The organism is Herbaspirillum rhizosphaerae, assembly GCF_046025915.1.
Lineage (GTDB): Bacteria > Pseudomonadota > Gammaproteobacteria > Burkholderiales > Burkholderiaceae_D > Herbaspirillum > Herbaspirillum rhizosphaerae_A.
Genome location: NZ_JAQQFR010000003.1, coordinates 124,764 through 142,796, shown reverse-complemented (window position 1 = coordinate 142,796; position 18,033 = coordinate 124,764). Strand labels below are relative to the sequence as shown.

The following is an 18,033-nucleotide window of genomic DNA, read 5'->3' as shown; positions in this document are numbered from 1 at the left end:
ACTAAGGCAGTTTATTCGGCAGCTGGAGCAACCGGAGCAGCAGGTGTCGCAGGCGCAGCACCGAGATCGCGCGCTTCGTCAGCCCACATGATGGGAATGCCGTCGCGAATCGGATAAGCCAGCTTGTCGCCGTTGCAAATCAGTTCCTGGGCTTTTTTGTCGAACTCGAGCGGTCCCTTGCAAATCGGGCAAACGAGAATATCAAGCAGTCGGGCGTTCACGGAGTTTCTCCACTATATGTTCAGCCAGCGCGCCGTCTATGCGCGCCGTCACGGGCACGACCCAGATACGCGGGTCGTTTTTGATGGCCTCAATTGCCCTGCATTTTACTGCATCCTTCTCGGTGATCAGGATCACCGCGGCCGACAGGCCGGCAAAAGGGTTTTGCACAAAATCATAGTGATCTGGCAATGCCACCGCTTCAAAGTTCAGGCCGGCTCGGGTCAGTGTTGCAAAAAAACGCGATGGATTGCCGATACCGGCGACCGCCGCGATGCCCTCAGCCCGGCTCAGTGCCTCCAGCGGCTGTTTGCAGGCACGATCCTTCAACAGCTCAACCTGGTCAGTTACCAGCTGCATGGAAACAGCGCCTGCGGGCGCAGTAGCGCTAGCGTCACTACCGACATTGCACACCGTGAAATCGCGACGACGCGAAACAGGCTCACGCAACGGGCCTGCCGGCAACAACCAGCCATTACCGTTGCCGCGCGCATCCGACAAAACGATCTCGACATCGCGCGCCATGGCGTAATGCTGCATACCATCGTCCGAAACAATCACATCAACTTCAGGATGCGCGGCCAGCAAAGCCTGACCGACGGCCACGCGTGCGCGTCCGACCATGACCGGGCAAGTGGTGCGTTCTGCAATCAACAGCGGTTCGTCACCGACGTCCTGTGCCTGCGAGGCAGAAGTTACTTCGCGCACTTCGGCCACTTTCGAGCCGTAGCCGCGCGAGATCACACCCGGCGTATAGCCTGCCTGGCGCAAGGCTTGCACCAGCCAGATCGTCAGTGGCGTCTTGCCGGTGCCGCCGACAAAGATGTTGCCGACCACAATCACAGGTACCGGCAGACGCGCCGCTTTTTTTAAGCCGATACGGTACAAAGTGCGCCGCACCAGCGCAATCAGCCCGAACAGCAGCGACAATGGCCACAGCAGGCACGCCAGCCAGCCGCGCTGCATCCAGGCGCGCGTCAATGCGGATTCAAAGGAAGCGTGATCGGACAAAAGTAGGCCTGGTCAGAGAAACGAAAACAGCGTCCGCAATTACTTGCCGCTGCTGCTTTGTGCAGCAAACGTCACGCGCGAAAAACCAGCCGTGCGCGCCGCTTCCAGCACATTGATCACGGTCTGATGTGCGGCCAGCGCGTCGGCATTGATGATGACCACCGGATCTGCCTTGGCCGTGCCGGTGCCGGCAGCAACACTGGCCTCGTTAGCCTGGACTGCACTTTGCAATTCCTTGGCGATGCCGCTCACATCGCGCGCCGCAATCTGCACGTTATTGATGGCGTAATGCCCTTGCGCGTCGACGGCAACATTCAGTTCAAACGGCTGCTCCAGCGCCTTCTCAGCGTCGGCGGTCGGCAGCGTAATCTGCAAGGCGGTGAACTTGCTGTAGGTCGTCGTCACCATCAGGAAGATCACGATCACTAGCAAGACGTCGATGAAGGGGATCAGGTTGATTTCCAGATCTTCCCGTCCGCGGCCTTTGCGAAAATTCATGGCGGTTCCTCTTTACTGGCGGGCGCCGTGTACAACGTCGACGAACTTGACCGCTTGCTGCTCCATGTCGACCACGAAGCCGTCAACGGACGCGCGGAAATGGCGATAGAACACGAGGGCGGGCATCGCGATCGCCAGACCGAAACCGGTGTTGTACAAGGCAATCGAAATCCCGTGCGCCAGCTGTGCAGGATTGGTGCCGGCGGCGTTTTGCGAGGCGAAAATTTCGATCATGCCGATGACCGTGCCGAACAAACCCATCAGCGGCGCCAGCGAGGCAATCGTACCCAGCGTGGTCAGATAACGTTCCAGACGGTGTGCGGCGGCCTGACCGGCTTCTTCGATGGCTTCCTTCATGACTTCGCGCGGCGCGTCAACATTGCGCAAGCCGGCGGCGAGCACCTGGCCCAGCGGTGAATTTTGTTCCAGCTTGTCGATCACATCTTCGTTGACACGGCCGGACTCATAGACGCGTACCACTTCCGGCAACAGATCTTCAGGCAGGATGCGCGAGCGGCGCAGATACAAGAGTCTTTCGATGACCAGCGCAAGGCCGATGACGGAGGCGATCAATAACGGCCAGATCGGCCAGCCTGCGGCTTGGATGATTGCGAACAAGAGAGACTCCTTTGATAACTTAAAGAACTGAACGAACTGAACGAACTGAATATATACGGATTAATTTTCCGGTGCAGAATGTAACGCGTTGCCCCCGGCCCGGCAAGGTCAAGATGCATTTTGCCGGACACCGCGCGCAAACAGCTTTAGAATCGCGCTTTGCAAGCCTGTGCACTTTACCCACATTTTCTGTGCATAACTTTGTGAACAAGCACGTGGCAAGACGTTAAGCCCCTTGATTTCAAAGCGTTTTTTAAAACTGAGCAGAAACGATGCACAGCATCTGCAACACGACCGCAAGACTACCCGATTCCACGCCGGCACCATGACTTTTGACGATTTTTCCAGCTCCTCACCCTCTACTCCGCCTTCCGGTCCGCCGGTGCTCGCCGTCTCGGCGCTCAATCAGGCGGTCGCGCGCGTGCTGGAACGGACGTTCCCGCTGGTCTGGGTATCCGGCGAAATATCCAATTTTACCCGCGCTGCATCGGGACATTGGTATTTCACGCTGAAAGATGATGCCGCCCAGGTGCGCGCCGTGATGTTCAAGGGTCGCGCCCAGCACGCCGGTTTTTCGCCGCGCGAAGGCGACAAGGTCGAAGTGCGCACACTGGTCACACTCTACGCGCCGCGCGGCGACTACCAGCTCAATGTCGAAGCAATCCGCCGCGCCGGTGTCGGCAATCTTTACGAAGCCTTCCTGCGACTGAAAGAAAAACTGGAGCACGAAGGCCTCTTCGACCCCGACCGCAAGCGCCCTCTACCGACCTTCCCGCGCTGCATCGGCATCGTCACCAGCCCGCAGGCGGCAGCGCTTCACGACATCCTGACCGCACTGCGCCGCCGTGCCCCGCATGTGCGCGTGATTCTGTACCCCACACCGGTGCAAGGTGAAGGCGCCGGCGCCAAAATTGCACGCGCCATCCGGACCGCTGCACAGCGCGACGAATGCGATGTACTGCTGGTCGGCCGCGGTGGCGGCAGCATGGAGGACTTATGGGCCTTCAATGATGAAGCTGTCGCGCGCGCCATCGTCGACTCGCCGATGCCGGTGATTTCGGGCGTGGGCCACGAGACCGATTTCACCATTGCCGACTTCGCTGCCGACCTGCGCGCACCGACGCCGACCGCCGCCGCTGAGTTGTGCGCCACGCCGCGCGCAGAGTGGCTGGGAGAATTGCACAGTCACGCGCTCGACCTGACACGCGCCTTCAAACGCCAACTGACCGAACGCAGCCAGACCGTCGACTGGATGTCGCGCCGCCTGGTAAGTCCTACCGCCTACATCACGCATGAGCGCGTCAAACTCAATGCCCTGCAAGCCAGACTGGAACACGCCACGCGCACACCGGTCACCAAAGCGCGCTACCAGCTCCAACATTTGCAGATGCGTCTGCAAAACCGCCTGCCCGACACGCGCGCCGTACGTCTCTTGCTGGGCGACCGCCAGCGTCGCATCGGCAACGCCGTCGCCCAGTTCAACCAGCACAGACGCCAGTTGCTGGCGGCACAGAATGCCCAGCTTGAATTGCTCAATCCCCAGCGCACGCTGGAGCGCGGCTACGCGATCGTCACCGACAGCAAAGGCAAGGTCTTGCGCGCACCATCGGATCTGCAGCCGCGCAGCAATGTGACGCTGCGATTGGCCGAAGGCAGCGCCGAAGTCGGCATCGCCAGTGTGCAGCCGACGCTTGATTGAAGTCTGATTGACGCCTGATTGAGAATCATCACGTTTTGCAACGCTGATGTGGGCTGATGTCAGCATTTCCTACATTAAATACCGGCAGTCGATACCTGCTTACGCGGGCTCGGAGAGTGCAAAGAATCGCTATCCGCTTTAGAATCACAGACTCAGAATAAAAACCTTGTTTTAATCAACAAACCCGAAAGGATTCACCATGGCGCATACCCTACCGGCATTGCCTTACGAACTCGACGCACTGGCACCTACCATCTCCAAGGAAACGCTCGAATATCACTATGGCAAGCATCATCAGACCTATGTGACAAATTTGAACAACCTGATCCCTGGTACTGAATTCGAAAACCTGTCCCTCGAAGACATCATCAAGAAGTCCTCCGGCGGCGTGTTCAACAACGCAGCACAAATCTGGAACCACACTTTCTACTGGAACGGCCTGACCCCAAAGGGCGCCGGCGCTCCAAGCGGTGCACTGGCTGACGCCATCAACGCCAAGTGGGGTACTTTCGACGCATTCAAGGCTGAGTTCACCAAGCAAGGCCTGGCAAACTTCGGTTCGGGCTGGACATGGCTGGTCAAGAAAGCCGACGGCACTCTGGACATCGTCAACACCACCGGCGCCGGCACACCGCTGACCACCGACAGCAAGGCTCTGCTGACGATCGACGTCTGGGAACACGCTTACTACATCGACTATCGCAATGCACGCGCGAAGTATGCAGAAGCATTCTGGGGCATCGTGAACTGGGATTTCGCAGCGAAGAATTTCGCATAAGCAAATCCGGTTTTTGCTCTTGGAAAAAGCCTGCCCGCGTGCAGGCTTTTTTTACGCCCGGTGAAAATCTGAAAACGGAATATGCAACAATCGCGGCATCCCCATAGAGAAACAGGACTCGCATCATGGCAACCGTACACCTGCACAATGACGCCGGCTACGCGCAAAAAATCCGCGCGCGCACTCACCAGCTGACTGCCGACGAACCGCTGGACAACAAGGGCACCGATACCGGCCCTGCGCCGTATGAGCTGTTGCTGGCCGCATTGGCCGCCTGCACGTCGCTGACCCTGCGCATGTACGCCGATCGCAAAGGCTGGGATCTCGGCAGCATCCACGTCGATGCCCGTTTCTCGCGCGACGATTGCGGACTCGAAAATATCGAACGCACCATCACCTTCGGCAATGCCCTGACACCGGAACAGCTCACCCGCCTTGGCGAGATCTGCGAAAAGACGCCCGTGACCAAAACCCTGCGCGAAGGCACACCGATTCGCACGGCATTTCCCTGATTGCCATGGCCGGCTCGATCAGCGGCCAACTCCCTTCCCCACACTCTTCAGCATCCTCGCGACAATGCATGCAGGACTTGGTAATCGCGATTTTCGATTTTTATCGACAACAGCCGTGAAAATCGCTTTAAAACATCGCAAATAGCCTTATAAAAATTAAAATAAAATCATATTTATCAATAACTTATAACTATCATCGAATTATTCGATGATAGCCCACCAATCTTTCCGTTTTTCTTTTCTTTTTGCCCCGCGCATACTCCGTTCTGTCCACTTAATCCTGCAAACAACAAGCAGTTCAGCGAGATCAAAAACACCTCGCCAACCGCCCTGTCTGCACTAACCGACGGAGAAAAACATGCTTCAAATTCGCAAAAGCAACGAACGCGGTGTCGCCGATCACGGTTGGTTGAATTCGCACCATACATTTTCATTCGGCCATTACTACGATCCGGAACATGTCGGCTTCGGTCCGCTGCAAGTCATCAATGAAGACCGCGTGACACCAGGCATGGGCTTCGGCACGCACGGTCACAGCGACATGGAAATCATCTCCTATGTCCTCGACGGCGCACTGGAACACAAAGACAGCATGGGCACAGGTTCGGTCCTGCACTATGGCGACGTCCAGCGCATGAGCGCCGGCAACGGCGTGCGTCACAGCGAGTTCAACCACTCGAAGACAGAACCGGTGCACTTCCTGCAGATCTGGATCCAGCCGAACGTGAAGGGCATTCCGCCAAGCTACGAAGAGAAGAATTTCACTCCGGAGCAAAAGCAAGGCCAGTTGCGCCTGATCGCCTCGTCTGATGGCCGCGACAACTCGGTACTGATCCATCAGGACGCATCGATCTTTGCCTCGATCCTGAACGGCGACGCCAAACTGGAGCACACACTGGCCGCCAAACGCCTGGGTTATGTACACCTGATCCGCGGTCAGCTGACCGTCAATGGCAAGCAATTGTCCGGCGGCGATGCGATCAAGATCAGCGCAGAGAGCCTGATCACGTTCGAGAAGGCGGAAGCGGCTGAATTCCTGCTCTTCGATCTGCCTTACTAAACCCACACTCCCTGCACCGCTACGCCACTACGGCGGCGGTGCAGGCAACAACCTCACAATCACGAACACAAGGAAAAATCATGGCAAACATTCTCTTCATCAACAGCAGCGCTCGCACCACCGGCTCTATCTCGCGTCAGGTCGCCGGCGAATTCGTCGCCAAGTTGCAAGCATCCCAACCAGGCAGCGTCGTGGTCGAACGCGATGTCGCGGCCAACCCGATTCCTCATCTGGACGAGCAAAAGCTGGGTGCGTTCTTCACGCCAGCCGACAAGCGCAGCGCTGAGCAACAAGCCTTGGTAAAAGTCTCGGAAGAACTGATTGCTGAAGTCAACGCCGCCGACATCATCGTCATCGGTGCGCCGATGTACAACTTCTCGATCACTTCGACACTGAAGACCTGGATCGACCACGTAGCACGTGCCGGCGTGACATTCAAGTACACCGAAACCGGCCCGGTCGGCCTGATCCAAGGCAAGAAGGTTTATGTCTTCACTTCGCGCGGCGGCGTGTACAGCGAAGGTCCGGCCAAGGTCATGGATTTCCATGAAACCTATCTGCGCGGCGTGCTGGGCTTCATCGGCATGACCGACATCACCTTCGTGCACAGCGAAGGTCTGGGCATGGGCGAAGCAGCTGTTGAAAAAGCCATCGCACAAACTCGCGAAACCATCGGCACTCTGGTTGCGGCATAAGCTGTCGCCCCAATAAAAAAGCGCGACGGCCACAAGCTGTCGCGCTTTTTTTACATTTGTTCAGTCTACAAACCGCCGTCGGCAATCTGCGACAGCATGCGCTTGAGGACATCCGTTTCACGCATGCGCTTGAGCCACCAGCTCAAGGCCGCGCCATCTTCACCGACACGCCAGGCCAGCGAGAAGGTTTCTTCTGCGCGCGGCTCTTCCACTTCCTTCACGATCAGTGCGCCGGATGCAATCGACTTTTGCACGCACGGCTCCGGCAAGAATCCAAAACCTACACCCGCCAGCTGCAAAGCATATTTGCTGCGCATGTCCGGCACGGTCAAGGTGTCCTGACCGAACAGCAAACCAACCGTGCGCGGCGGCATCTTGCGCGCCGAATCCGCCACGCTGATCGCGCGATACGGATGCAGGTCGGCCTTGCTCAACACCTTGTTCATTTTGGCCAGCGGATGATGCGGCGCCACCACGAAGACGAACTTCACCGACCCGATTTGCTCTGCCACATAACCACCGCCTGCGGGACCTTCACCCGGTGCCGCAATCAACAGGTCGACGCGGCGATCAAGCAATGCCTCCCAGGTACCTGCCAGCGATTCGCGCGCAATGCGCAGGCGCGTGCGGTCGGCGACCTGATAGAAAGCAACGATGTCGGGTTCCAGCGATGCCGCGGAATACAGTGAATCGAGGCCGATGGTGAACTCAGTTTCCCAGCCCGAGGCCACGCGGCGCACGCGATGTTCCAGATCTTCGGCCGCCTTGAGCAGATAGCGCCCTTCTTTCAGCAACTCTTCCCCGGCACGCGTGAGCACTACCTTGGGCCCTTGCCGCTCGAACACTAGGACGCCAAGGTCTTGCTCCAGCTTCGACACGGTGTAGGAAATCGTCGACGGCACGCGATGCAACTCCAGACCTGCGGCGGAAAACGAACCGCGCCGGTCGATGGCATCAAGGATCAACAAGGCGTCGAGGCTGATTCTGAACATAGGAATTGACGAAAAGAGAAATGGAAGCCGCTTAGGCTTCGACGGAATAACCGGCAGCGACCCAGGCGTCGATACCGCCGGTCAACGGCCGCACGCGCTTGTAACCGCGCCGCATGAGCGCTTTGGCGACCAGCGCAGCCGAAGCTTCATTGGGACAGGCGCAATAGACGATGACTTCATCTTCCATCGGCGCATCGAAAGCAAAGGTCTGGATCTCCTGATTGGAAATCGTCAGCGCACCGGGAATCCGTCCAGCCTGTTGTGATGCCGGCGAGCGTACGTCGACGATAGTCGGCCGCACACCGCTCTTGAGCAAGCCATCCAGTTCACCTACGGAGATGCGCGCCATCTCCAGCGATCTGCGGAAACGACGGCGCTGCCACCACTTGCTGGCGACGAACACGGCAAAGCCGATCCCCACCAGAATCATGCCGTACTGACCCAGCTCGGCCAACACATTGAGCACATCGTCAATCGCGGTATTGAACAAGGCGCCGAGGAAAATCGCCACGCCGGCCCACAAGGCCGCGCCGATACCGTCATACAAAATGAACTTGCCGCGCGAGGTGCCGACCGTTCCCGCAAGCGCGCTGGCAATCGAGGCAAAACCGGGGATGAACTTCGCCAGCAGCAGCGAACGCGCGCCCCAGCGCGAATAGATGGATTCAGTCTGGCGTACGCAGGAATCGGGGGAGAGGGAAATACGGCACAGCGTCGACATGATACGACGACCGTAGCGCCGGCCGGCGAGATACCAGACATAGTCGGCGATCAGTGCGGCCACCACCGCCACCAGCAACAGCAAGACAATCGGATATTGACCACGGTAGGCCAAAGCGCCCGTGATAACCAGCGTCGGATAGGCAGGGACAGGTGCGCCGAGTTGTTCAATCAGCACGTTCAGAAATACGATGATCAGACCGTACTGTTCAATCAGATGATACAAATAAGTCATCGCCGCACCGCTACCCTTGTCTGTCGATCTGCAGGGTGAGCTGCAGATCTCTATTTTTGATGCCCGAATTCAGCCCAGGCGCTCATTATAGGGTTGAAGACGTTGCCGCTCCCGACTTTCGTCCCGGATATTCCGCCCAGATCATGGCCACCAGAATCGCTGCAGGCAGCAGCAAGGCTAGAAATAAGGCATAGCGATAAGCGAACGCGCCGCCGATTGCACCCACGCCAAAGGCGACGATGGGCCAGAAGAACTTGACGCAGCGCTGGCGCACGCTCTGATCTGCTGCACCCCGCACGATATCCACGACGTCGATCACCAATTGCGTGACGTTGCCGGTCATGACCGTAGTTGGCGCTGATTGCGGCAAAATCAAGCGGGCTGCGGCGTTCTGCACACCCATCGCCGCCGCGCCAAACATGCCTGCCAGCAAGGCTGTCATGGCTCTCGCATCGGCCACGCCGACCGGTGCAATGCTCTGCCCCAAGATCATGAACGCCAGCAAGAACAGCAGTTGCAGCGTCAGCACATAAGGCAAGGCCGGCTTGCCGCTGCGCTCCAGCCAGATCACCGCCATGCGTGTCAGGATCACCGATCCGATGAAGGCTGGAAACGCCAGAAACTTGATCAGCACGCCGTGCGAAGGATTCGCCAGCTCACTGCCGATCAGCACGAAGTTACCGGTAACGTGCGCCGTGAACAGTCCGAACAGGGCAACAAAACCCACCGTATCCACATACCCTGCCAGGAAGCTCATGGCGACACCCTGACAAGTCGCACGCGGAATATTGCCGACTATGCGCATCTCAGTCCTCGACTTTTTGGCTCAGTGCGGCATCGATAGAAAAACCACCGGCGCCCATCAGTGCAATGCTGCCGAAGACGATCATCAGCAACCAGCCGAACTGACCTTCTGCGATGCTCCAGTCAGAATGCACCAAAAACATCGACACGCTCAGCAAGACCAGCACGGCAGCACTCGCCAGACGTGTCAGGATGCCTGGCACGATCAGCACCGGGCATAGAACTTCAGCAAAGATCGCAAAACCGAGCGTGAAGGCACGGCCAACGTGCAGCGGATCGTCGATATGCTGCACGTTGGCAAAGTTGATGATCTTCGGCAGGCCATGTACATACAGCAACAGCAAGGCGCCGGAGAGGCGCAGGAACAGCAGGCCGAGATCTTGTGCCGGCGCCCACAGCAGGCGCGGCAGCCAGGTTTGTTTTACGGTTTGCCCTGATTGTGTGGTTGGTGCAGTTTGATAAGTTTGCATGATGATTCTCCTCAGTTGGAAATCAAAGATCAGAAATTGAATTTGAAAATTAGAAATGACCAACCAGGACAAACCCGGCGACCACATAGCCCAGCGTCATTGCCACCACCAGAGAGGCGCCGACTGGTGTCGGCGGCGTCGGCGATGGCAAACCGAACCAGCGGCAGACCGCACCGATCAGGGCGCCCAGCACGGCACCTGTAAAGAGCGCACTCATGCTTTCACCTCTACGCCCTTGGCAACGCGTGAGGCCAGGTAACGATCCACCAGCCAGTAACCACTGCTCATCGTGAACACCAGCAACGCACCGCTGAGAACCGGCGGCGACGGCACGGGAATCTGCGCCAGATGGCAGCAAAAGCCGACTAAAAAGGAGAGCACCAGTCCCCAGATCACTTTGGAATACGACATTTTTAAAATCTCCAGATCAGAAAGCGAAGCAGCTGCAGCCGAGCGCGCCCCAGAAGCCTGAGTAGTTCGAGGCCGGTACCGACGAGCGGCGGGCGACATCATGCGAGTGGGCGTGTACGTTGCAAGCGCCCGCGCATTGATGCGGCATCGCGGATTGTTTTTGTTGAGTGGCTGACGACTTTGCCACCGGACGATAGTGGCCCGGCACGGTCTTCACCGGCGACCAGTCAGGCAAGACCGGGATCGGTGGCGGCGCCAGCGGATCGAACTCGGCCGCACCGTAGACGATCTTGCCGCCGACTACTGTCATCACCGATTCGATGGCTTTGATATCTTCTTCCGGTACGCTGAAAAAGTCCGAGGACAACACGACGAGATCAGCCAGTTGACCGTCCTTGATGCGGCCCTTCTTGCCTTGCTCGTTGGAGAACCAGGCACTGCCTGCAGTCCACAGTTCGAGTGCCGTTTCACGCGGCAAGCCGGCCTCAGCCAGTTGCATGCCGCCGACGGTCTTGCCTGATACCAGCCAATACAGCGCAGTCCACGGGTTATAGCTGGCAACGCGAGTGGCATCGGTGCCTGCGCCGACCGGTACGCCCATGTCGAGCATGCGCGCCACTGGTGGTGTTGCCTTGGCGGCCTCCTTACCGTAACGATCAACGAAATATTCGCCCTGGAAGGCCATGCGATGCTGGATCGCCAGACCGCCGCCGAGTTCGCGCACGCGCTCAATGTTGCGCGGCGAAATGGTTTCGGCGTGGTCAAACATCCAGTGCAAGCCGTTGAATGGAATGTCGCGATTCACTTTTTCGAACACATCAAGCATGCGGCTGATCGATTCGTCGTAGGTCGCATGCAGGCGGAACGGCCAGCGGTTCGACACCAGATGGCGCACCACTTTTTCGAGTTCGTCTTCCATGCCGGCGGCCAGTTCAGGACGCGGTTCGAGGAAGTCTTCAAAGTCGGCCGCCGAGAACACCAGCATTTCGCCGGCGCCGTTGTGGCGATAGAAATCGTCGCCCTGCCCCGGCTTGATCATGTCGGTCCAGCGCTCGAAGTCTCCCAGCTCCTTACCCTTGTTCTGCGTGAACAGGTTGTAGGCGATGCGGACGGTCAGTTGCTGATCGCGCGCCAGCTGGTCGATGATGGCGTAGTCTTCCGGATAGTTCTGAAAACCACCGCCGGCGTCGATGGCGCTGGTGACGCCGAGACGATTGAGTTCACGCATGAACTGGCGTGTGGAATTGACTTGCTGGTCCAGCGGCAGCGACGGACCTTTGGCCAGCGTCGCGTACAAGATCATGGCGTTCGGACGAGCGATCAGCATGCCGGTCGGATTGCCGCTGGCGTCACGCTGGATTTCGCCGCCCGGTGGATTCGGTGTGTCCTTGGTGTAACCAACGGCACGCAAGGCGGCGCGGTTGAGCAAGGCACGGTCATACAAATGCAGGATGAAAACCGGGGTGTCAGGTGCTGCAGCGTTGATCTCGTCGAGCGTCGGCATGCGGCGTTCGGCAAATTGGAATTCGGTCCAGCCACCGACCACGCGCACCCATTGGGGATGCGGTGTGCGCAGGGCTTGCTCGCGCAACATGCGCAGTGCGTCTGCCAGTGATGGCACGCCTTCCCAGCGCAGTTCGAGATTGTAGTTCAGGCCGCCGCGAATCAGGTGGATGTGCGAATCGTTCAGACCCGGCACGACGCTGCGGCCATTGAGGTCGACCACTTGGGTCTTGCCGTTGCGGTGGCGCATGACGGCTTCGGCATCGCCGACAGCGAGGAACTTGCCGTCCTTGATCGCGACGGCACTTGCCAGCGGTTGCTCTTTGTCGATGGTGTGGAATTTTCCGTTCAGCAGAATCAGGTCGGCGCTCATGTTCACTCCTGGAGGTAGTCGTTATGTTTTGTCAGGGAATTTCTGCAACGTTGGGATCCTGCTCGCTATTGAGTCAGGATCCCGCTTGAAGCTCGGCTAAGGATTAATGGCCTTCGGATGCATTGAACATAGTCTTTGCGTAGATCAGGCCCAGACCGTAGGCGCCGCCGTTGGCAATCGCGGTTGCCACAGTCTCGTTGTAAGTCTCGGTACGTGCCCAGTCGCGTTGCAGTTCGAGCAGATATTGCAGCGATGTCATTGGACGCGCACCCAGCTGGATCATGCGTTCTACGGCACGTTGGTGGGCTTCATTCGACACGTCGCCGCTGGCGTCGGTGATGACATACACTTCAAAACCCTGATCCAGCGCCGACAGCGCAGGGCCGACGATGCATACCGATGTCCACAGACCGGCCAGCACGATCTTGTCCTTGCCGATGGCGTTGACGCGGTCGGCGATGCGCGGGTCTTCCCAAGTGTTCATGCTGGTGCGGTCGATCACTTCTTCATTGGGGAACACCGATTTGATTTCGTCGAACATCGGGCCGGAGAAGGATTTCTCGGCAACGGTTGTCAAAATTGTCGATACCTTGAATTCTTTGGCGGCCTTGGCGACCAGAGCAACGTTGTTGCGCAGGGTGACCATATCGATCGAATGTGTCGCAAACGACATTTGCGATTGATGGTCAATCATGATCAGCGTGTGGTTAGTTGGGTTCAACAGTGTTTTGCCTGGTTGTGCTTTTGCGATTGCCATGATGTTCTCCTGAGGTATGGTCGATTAATTCGATAAGGGTGTTTACTTAATTTTGTCGTTCCTTGGTGCCCGTATTTCTCTATGTCGTTCACCATGGAGCGAAGTATGGGCGAACAGGAAACGAAAGAAAAACGGAAAGATTAAGGATCAATTATCGAAATATTCGAAAATAGATTTCAAAGCACTCAGCATCGACATCTTTGCCTACCAGGCAATAAAGTTTTGCCTTTCCACCTATTTTTGCAACGGCGCTTTAACCGCATACTGCAGTCCATGCAGGGGCGCTGAGGAACATCACATATCCCCGCCTCCGCCATTGCGCCGGCCCACGTGCGCGCTTCAACCCCATAAAGGAAAACCATGAACAACATTCCCGCTTTCGGTCTCGGCACCTTTCGCCTGAAGGAACAACAAGTCATCGATTCGGTCACCAACGGCCTCGACCTCGGCTACCGCCATATCGACACCGCCCAGATCTACGGCAATGAAGCCGAGGTCGGCAAAGCCATCGCTGCCGCCAAGCTGGCGCGCAACGAGCTGTTCGTCACTACCAAGATCTGGACCGAGAATTTGTCCAAAGACAAACTCATCACTAGCCTGAAGGAAAGCCTCTCCAAATTGCAGATGGATCAAGTCGACCTGACGCTGATCCACTGGCCCGCGCCGAACGACACCATCGCCGTCGCGACCTACATGGAAGCGCTGGCCGAAGCCAAGGTGCAAGGCCTGACGAAGCTGATCGGCGTATCAAACTTCACCATCGCGCATCTGAAGCAGGCCATCGATGCCGTCGGCGCCAAGGAAATCGCGACCCAGCAGATCGAGATCCACCCTTTCCTGCAAAACCGCAAGGTGGTGGATTTCGCGCGCAGCCAGGGTATTCACCTGACTGCTTATATGCCCCTGGCGTATGGCAAGGTGATGACCGACCCGGTGATCGTTGAAATCGCCAAGGCGCATCAGGCCAATCCGGCGCAAATCGCTCTGGCATGGTCGCTGCAGCAAGGCTTTGCCACCATCCCCTCCTCGACCAAGCGCGCCAATCTGGAAAGCAATCTGGCGGCAAAAGACATCCGCCTGACAGATGCGGAGATGGATGCCATCTCCCGGCTCGATCGCAATGATCGTCTCGCCAATCCTGACTTTGCGCCGCAGTGGGATTGAGCTGAATGCAGCGCTCTCTTTCCGTCTTGCGGGAAGAGAACGGCACAGAACGGCATGCCACCCCGCCTGCATGGCTGATGCCGGCGGGGTGTTGTGCTTATTGCAGCGCTATCGTTTGCCTCGCATCGCTTTCCGGAAAATGCCGCGTGCTGTATTTTTATTTAAATTGCTTGCAATTTAATTTTACTCAATTTAATATCCATTCCATGCACTAACCAAACGAACCGGACGCCAACGATAAAGGGTCCCAAAGAAGAGGAAGGCGCATGCATTACGCATTGAAGAATTTTAGATACAGAAGCGCCAAATACATTGCACACAATTTAATTGCTTGATTTTAAAAACCACCTCGCCCCCCCTGAAAGGAAACATCATGAAATCGATCAAACAAGTTCTCGCCCTCAGCGCCGTCGCACTGGCCGCTTCCACAGCCCTCACCGTGCAAAGCGCGACTGCCGCTTCGGTAGAGCCACAAACCCAAGGCTTCCTCGACGTGCTGTCCGCAGCCGGCGGTCCTCCGATCTACACACTGACTCCTGAACAAGCCCGCAACCTGCTGGCCGGCGCACAGGCGGGCAAGGTCGCAAAACCAGCCGCCGATATCGAAGACCGTGTGATCCCGGTCGGTCCGACCGGCAGCACACGCATCCGTATCCTGCGCCCACAAGGCAACAAGGAAACACTGCCGGTGGTGATGTATTTCCACGGCGCAGGCTGGGTGATGGGCGACGTCAATACCCATGATCGTCTGGTGCGCCAGATCGTTGACGGTGCCAAAGTCGCCGTGGTGTTTGTCGACTACGACCGCTCGCCGGAAGCACGTTATCCGATCGCCATCGAGCAGGACTATGCCGCGACCAAATATGTCGCCGAGCATGCTGCTGAATTCAACGTCGATGCAAGCCGCCTGGCAATTGCCGGCGACAGCGTGGGTGGCAACATGACTGCTGTCGTGAGCCTGCTGGCGAAGGAACGCAAGGGACCGGCGATCAAGTATCAGGTGTTGTTCTACCCGGTAACCGACACCAATTTTGAAAACGGTTCGTACAACCAGTTCGCCAATGGTCCGTGGCTGACCAAGGAAGCAATGAAGTGGTTCTGGAATGCCTACCTGCCGGCTGGCGCCAACCGCAAGGATCCGCATATCGCACCGCTGAACGCGACACTGGAACAGCTGAAGGATCTGCCGCCGGCACTGGTCATCACTGATGAAAACGATGTGCTGCGCGACGAAGGCGAAGCCTACGCCGCCAAGCTGGCCAAGGCAGGCGTACCGGTGACACAAGTGCGCTACCTCGGCACCATCCATGACTTTGTGATGCTCAATGCGCTGGGCGATACACCAGCTGCGAAGAGCGCCATCGATCTGGCGACTTCCAACCTGCGCAAGGCACTGGCGAAGTAAACACTGCTCTCACCTTGAGGCAATAAAAAACCGCCCGCTCCTTTTCAGGATGCGGGCGGTTTTTAGTAGATGGTGCTTTACGCTGCAACAGCCACCGGCTTGCCGTGCTGCTCACCCTTGATGCGCAACACCATGACGGCGCCGATCAGACAGGCCACGCCCATCAATATCGACGACGCCGTGTAATCACCAAGGTTGGCACGCATGAAGCCCGATATCGTGGTGGCGGCAGCGGCGCCGAGCTGATGACCGGCGACGATCCAGCCGAACACGATAGGTGCTGCCAGACGACCGAACACATCATTGGCCAGACGCACGGTCGGCGGTACGGTAGCGATCCAGTCAAGTCCGTAGAAGATCGCGAACACGGTCAGGCCGAAATAGTCGAGACCAAAAGCATAAGGCAGGAAGATCAGCGCGATGCCGCGCAGACCGTAATACCAGAACAGCAGCACGCGTGGATTGAAGCGATCCGACAACCATCCCGACAAGGTGGTGCCGACCAGATCGAGCATACCCATCGCCGCCAGGATGCTGGCGCCACCGACTTCTGAAATGCCGTAGTCATTGCACATGGCGATGAATTGCGTGCCGATGTAACCGTTGGTGCTCATGCCGCAGACGAAGAAGCTGAAAAACAGCAGCCAGAAGTCGCGCACCTTCATCGCCTGGCGCAGCGAATCGAAAGCGATCGTCAGCGGATTACGCTGCTTCACCTCTGCATCGGCAGGCGCATCAGCAGCCTGGCCATAGCGGCGCAGACCGACGTCGGATGGACGTTCCGGCAGGAACAGCGCGACCAATGGCACAGCGACAGCAGCCACGATGGCAACCAGGAACGCCACCGAGCGCCAGCCGTAATGCTCCACCATCGACGCCATCAGCGGCAAGAACACCATCTGCCCGGTCGCGGCGCTGGCAGTAAGCAAACCCATCGCCAGACCGCGGCGCATTTCAAACCAGCGGCTGACAATCGTCGCACCCAGCGTATTGGCGGCAACGCCGGTGCCAGAGCCGACCAGCAGGCCCCAGGTCATGACCATGTGCCACGGCATTTGCATCAGCGTACTCAGAGCGGTGCCGACCGACAGCAGCACCAGCGCGCCCATCACCACCGGACGAATGCCGAAGCGCTGCATTGCCGCCGCTGCGAAGGGACCGATCAGACCGTACAAGGCGATGTTGAAAGAAATCGCCAGCGAGATGGTGGAACGATTCCAGCCGAACTCATGCTCCAGCGGCAGGATCATGACCGACGGCGTGGCGCGGATCCCGGCCGAGGTCAGCAAGACGAGAAAGATGACCGCGACCACGACCCAGGCATAACTGAACCGATGTGAAGTGCGCGTGGCGATGGCTTGCGTGACTTTATTCATGACGCTCAATCAGAGAAGGATAAAAAGAAGAATAAAAAACCATCAGTGCCTGACGTGCTGACGGCAATGATGGTGCTCAATGGGTGTTCGGTGTTCGCTTGATGCCAATCGCTTGTTCGTTCTCGCGGAGACTGCCGGATCAAGCTTCCTGCAATCGCTCATAGGCATCGTCGATCATGCCGGACAGCGCCGCATGCATGTCTTCGCCCAGCAAGCCGTCGATTTCCAACTGCGCCTCCACCCAGTTATGGCGTGCAGCCTCCAGCTTGGCCTTGCCTGCCGTACTCAAGGTCAGGCCGAACGAGCGCTTGTCGACGTGTTCGTCGGGTGGCATGTCGACGGTGGCGATCCACCCGGCGGTCATCAGCGGCCTGATGTTGCGGCTCAAGGTGCTTCGATCCATGCCCATCTCCGCCGCCAGGCGAATATTGGCGATAGAACCGTGCCTGCCCACGCGGCTCAGCAACGAGTACTGGCTGATGGTCAGCTCGTCCGGCAACAAATGCCGGTCATAAATCGACGTAATGCGACGGGTAAGCCGGCGCAAACGGGTGCAAGTACATTGGTTAAACATGCTCAATTACCTTCCGAACCGACCTTTCAACAAGCGCGTTAAAAACTTGCCGAATAAATCGATGCATATGCATTAATGTATATGCATACTAATGAGCAGATCAATGCCTGTCAAGCCGCCTAGAAAAGCGTGAGTTATTGTCCGTAAATTGAGTAAACT

21 protein-coding genes are annotated in these 18,033 nt (G+C 57.7%); 7 read left to right on the top strand and 14 right to left on the bottom strand.

What is annotated here, in order from left to right:
• Positions 1–11 precede the first annotated feature (11 nt).
• The 4 genes from PQR63_RS05550 to PQR63_RS05535 form a co-directional block, all read right to left on the bottom strand.
• The gene (locus PQR63_RS05550; protein ID WP_408166354.1) at positions 12–221 is read right to left on the bottom strand and encodes a Trm112 family protein; all 210 of its coding nucleotides are present in this window, start codon (positions 219–221) and stop codon (positions 12–14) included.
• On the bottom strand, positions 202–1,185 hold the full coding sequence (gene lpxK, locus PQR63_RS05545; RefSeq protein ID WP_408166776.1) for a tetraacyldisaccharide 4'-kinase: 984 nt from the start codon (positions 1,183–1,185) through the stop codon (positions 202–204). The genes PQR63_RS05550 and lpxK overlap by 20 nt, the downstream gene beginning before the upstream one ends.
• Positions 1,186–1,269: 84 nt before the next feature.
• Positions 1,270–1,728, bottom strand: a complete 459-nt coding sequence (locus tag PQR63_RS05540; protein ID WP_408166352.1) for an ExbD/TolR family protein — start codon at positions 1,726–1,728, stop codon at positions 1,270–1,272.
• A 12-nt stretch (positions 1,729–1,740) separates the two neighbouring features.
• A complete protein-coding gene (locus PQR63_RS05535) occupies positions 1,741–2,346 on the bottom strand; it encodes a MotA/TolQ/ExbB proton channel family protein (protein WP_408166350.1) in 606 nt (201 codons plus the stop codon).
• Positions 2,347–2,671: 325 nt separating this feature from the next.
• Here PQR63_RS05535 and xseA point away from each other — a divergent pair, with 325 nt between their 5' ends.
• The 5 genes from xseA (at position 2,672) to PQR63_RS05510 (ending at position 7,090) form a co-directional block, all read left to right on the top strand.
• On the top strand, positions 2,672–4,045 hold the full coding sequence (gene xseA / locus PQR63_RS05530; RefSeq protein WP_408166348.1) for an exodeoxyribonuclease VII large subunit: 1,374 nt from the start codon (positions 2,672–2,674) through the stop codon (positions 4,043–4,045).
• Positions 4,046–4,244: 199 nt separating this feature from the next.
• Complete coding sequence (gene sodB, locus PQR63_RS05525) at positions 4,245–4,823, top strand: superoxide dismutase [Fe] (protein WP_007876983.1); 579 nt, start codon at positions 4,245–4,247, stop codon at positions 4,821–4,823.
• A gap of 125 nt (positions 4,824–4,948) precedes the next feature.
• The gene (locus PQR63_RS05520) at positions 4,949–5,335 is read left to right on the top strand and encodes an OsmC family protein (protein WP_094565012.1); all 387 of its coding nucleotides are present in this window, start codon (positions 4,949–4,951) and stop codon (positions 5,333–5,335) included.
• 358 nt (positions 5,336–5,693) lie between these two features.
• Entirely contained in the window at positions 5,694–6,395 is a 702-nt protein-coding gene (locus PQR63_RS05515) for a pirin family protein (RefSeq protein ID WP_094565013.1), read from the top strand.
• Between the two features lie 80 nt (positions 6,396–6,475).
• On the top strand, positions 6,476–7,090 hold the full coding sequence (locus PQR63_RS05510) for an FMN-dependent NADH-azoreductase (protein WP_094565014.1): 615 nt from the start codon (positions 6,476–6,478) through the stop codon (positions 7,088–7,090).
• A gap of 65 nt (positions 7,091–7,155) precedes the next feature.
• On the opposite strand, the gene PQR63_RS05505 is transcribed toward PQR63_RS05510, so the two are convergent.
• The 8 genes from PQR63_RS05505 to PQR63_RS05470 form a co-directional block, all read right to left on the bottom strand.
• Positions 7,156–8,082 carry a LysR substrate-binding domain-containing protein gene (locus PQR63_RS05505; protein ID WP_408166346.1) on the bottom strand — a complete coding sequence of 309 codons (927 nt, stop codon included), beginning with the start codon at positions 8,080–8,082 and terminating at the stop codon, positions 7,156–7,158.
• A gap of 31 nt (positions 8,083–8,113) precedes the next feature.
• Positions 8,114–9,037, bottom strand: coding sequence for a rhodanese-like domain-containing protein (locus tag PQR63_RS05500; RefSeq protein WP_408166344.1), 924 nt, complete (start codon positions 9,035–9,037; stop codon positions 8,114–8,116).
• Between the two features lie 85 nt (positions 9,038–9,122).
• On the bottom strand, positions 9,123–9,842 hold the full coding sequence (locus PQR63_RS05495; RefSeq protein WP_408166342.1) for a YoaK family protein: 720 nt from the start codon (positions 9,840–9,842) through the stop codon (positions 9,123–9,125).
• 1 nt (position 9,843) lies between these two features.
• Positions 9,844–10,311: a DoxX family protein gene (locus PQR63_RS05490; RefSeq protein WP_408166340.1), complete on the bottom strand. Its 468-nt coding sequence runs from the start codon at positions 10,309–10,311 to the stop codon at positions 9,844–9,846.
• A 49-nt stretch (positions 10,312–10,360) separates the two neighbouring features.
• Positions 10,361–10,528, bottom strand: a complete 168-nt coding sequence (locus PQR63_RS05485) for a XapX domain-containing protein (protein WP_408166338.1) — start codon at positions 10,526–10,528, stop codon at positions 10,361–10,363.
• Complete coding sequence (locus PQR63_RS05480; RefSeq protein WP_408166337.1) at positions 10,525–10,722, bottom strand: DUF1427 family protein; 198 nt, start codon at positions 10,720–10,722, stop codon at positions 10,525–10,527. The genes PQR63_RS05485 and PQR63_RS05480 overlap by 4 nt, the downstream gene beginning before the upstream one ends.
• Positions 10,723–10,738: 16 nt before the next feature.
• Positions 10,739–12,598, bottom strand: a complete 1,860-nt coding sequence (locus tag PQR63_RS05475) for an amidohydrolase (protein WP_408166335.1) — start codon at positions 12,596–12,598, stop codon at positions 10,739–10,741.
• A 103-nt stretch (positions 12,599–12,701) separates the two neighbouring features.
• Entirely contained in the window at positions 12,702–13,355 is a 654-nt protein-coding gene (locus PQR63_RS05470) for a hydrolase (RefSeq protein WP_408166333.1), read from the bottom strand.
• A gap of 360 nt (positions 13,356–13,715) precedes the next feature.
• Here PQR63_RS05470 and dkgB point away from each other — a divergent pair, with 360 nt between their 5' ends.
• Both dkgB and PQR63_RS05460 read left to right on the top strand, forming a co-directional pair.
• On the top strand, positions 13,716–14,519 hold the full coding sequence (gene dkgB, locus PQR63_RS05465) for a 2,5-didehydrogluconate reductase DkgB (RefSeq protein WP_408166331.1): 804 nt from the start codon (positions 13,716–13,718) through the stop codon (positions 14,517–14,519).
• Positions 14,520–14,892: 373 nt separating this feature from the next.
• Complete coding sequence (locus tag PQR63_RS05460) at positions 14,893–15,924, top strand: alpha/beta hydrolase (protein WP_408166329.1); 1,032 nt, start codon at positions 14,893–14,895, stop codon at positions 15,922–15,924.
• Positions 15,925–16,001: 77 nt separating this feature from the next.
• Here the strand turns inward: PQR63_RS05460 and PQR63_RS05455 are convergent, their stop codons facing one another.
• Together PQR63_RS05455 and PQR63_RS05450 are read right to left on the bottom strand one after the other, a co-directional pair.
• Positions 16,002–17,300 carry an MFS transporter gene (locus tag PQR63_RS05455; protein ID WP_408166327.1) on the bottom strand — a complete coding sequence of 433 codons (1,299 nt, stop codon included), beginning with the start codon at positions 17,298–17,300 and terminating at the stop codon, positions 16,002–16,004.
• 139 nt (positions 17,301–17,439) lie between these two features.
• Positions 17,440–17,874, bottom strand: coding sequence for a MarR family winged helix-turn-helix transcriptional regulator (locus PQR63_RS05450; protein ID WP_408166325.1), 435 nt, complete (start codon positions 17,872–17,874; stop codon positions 17,440–17,442).
• Positions 17,875–18,033: the final 159 nt, after the last annotated feature.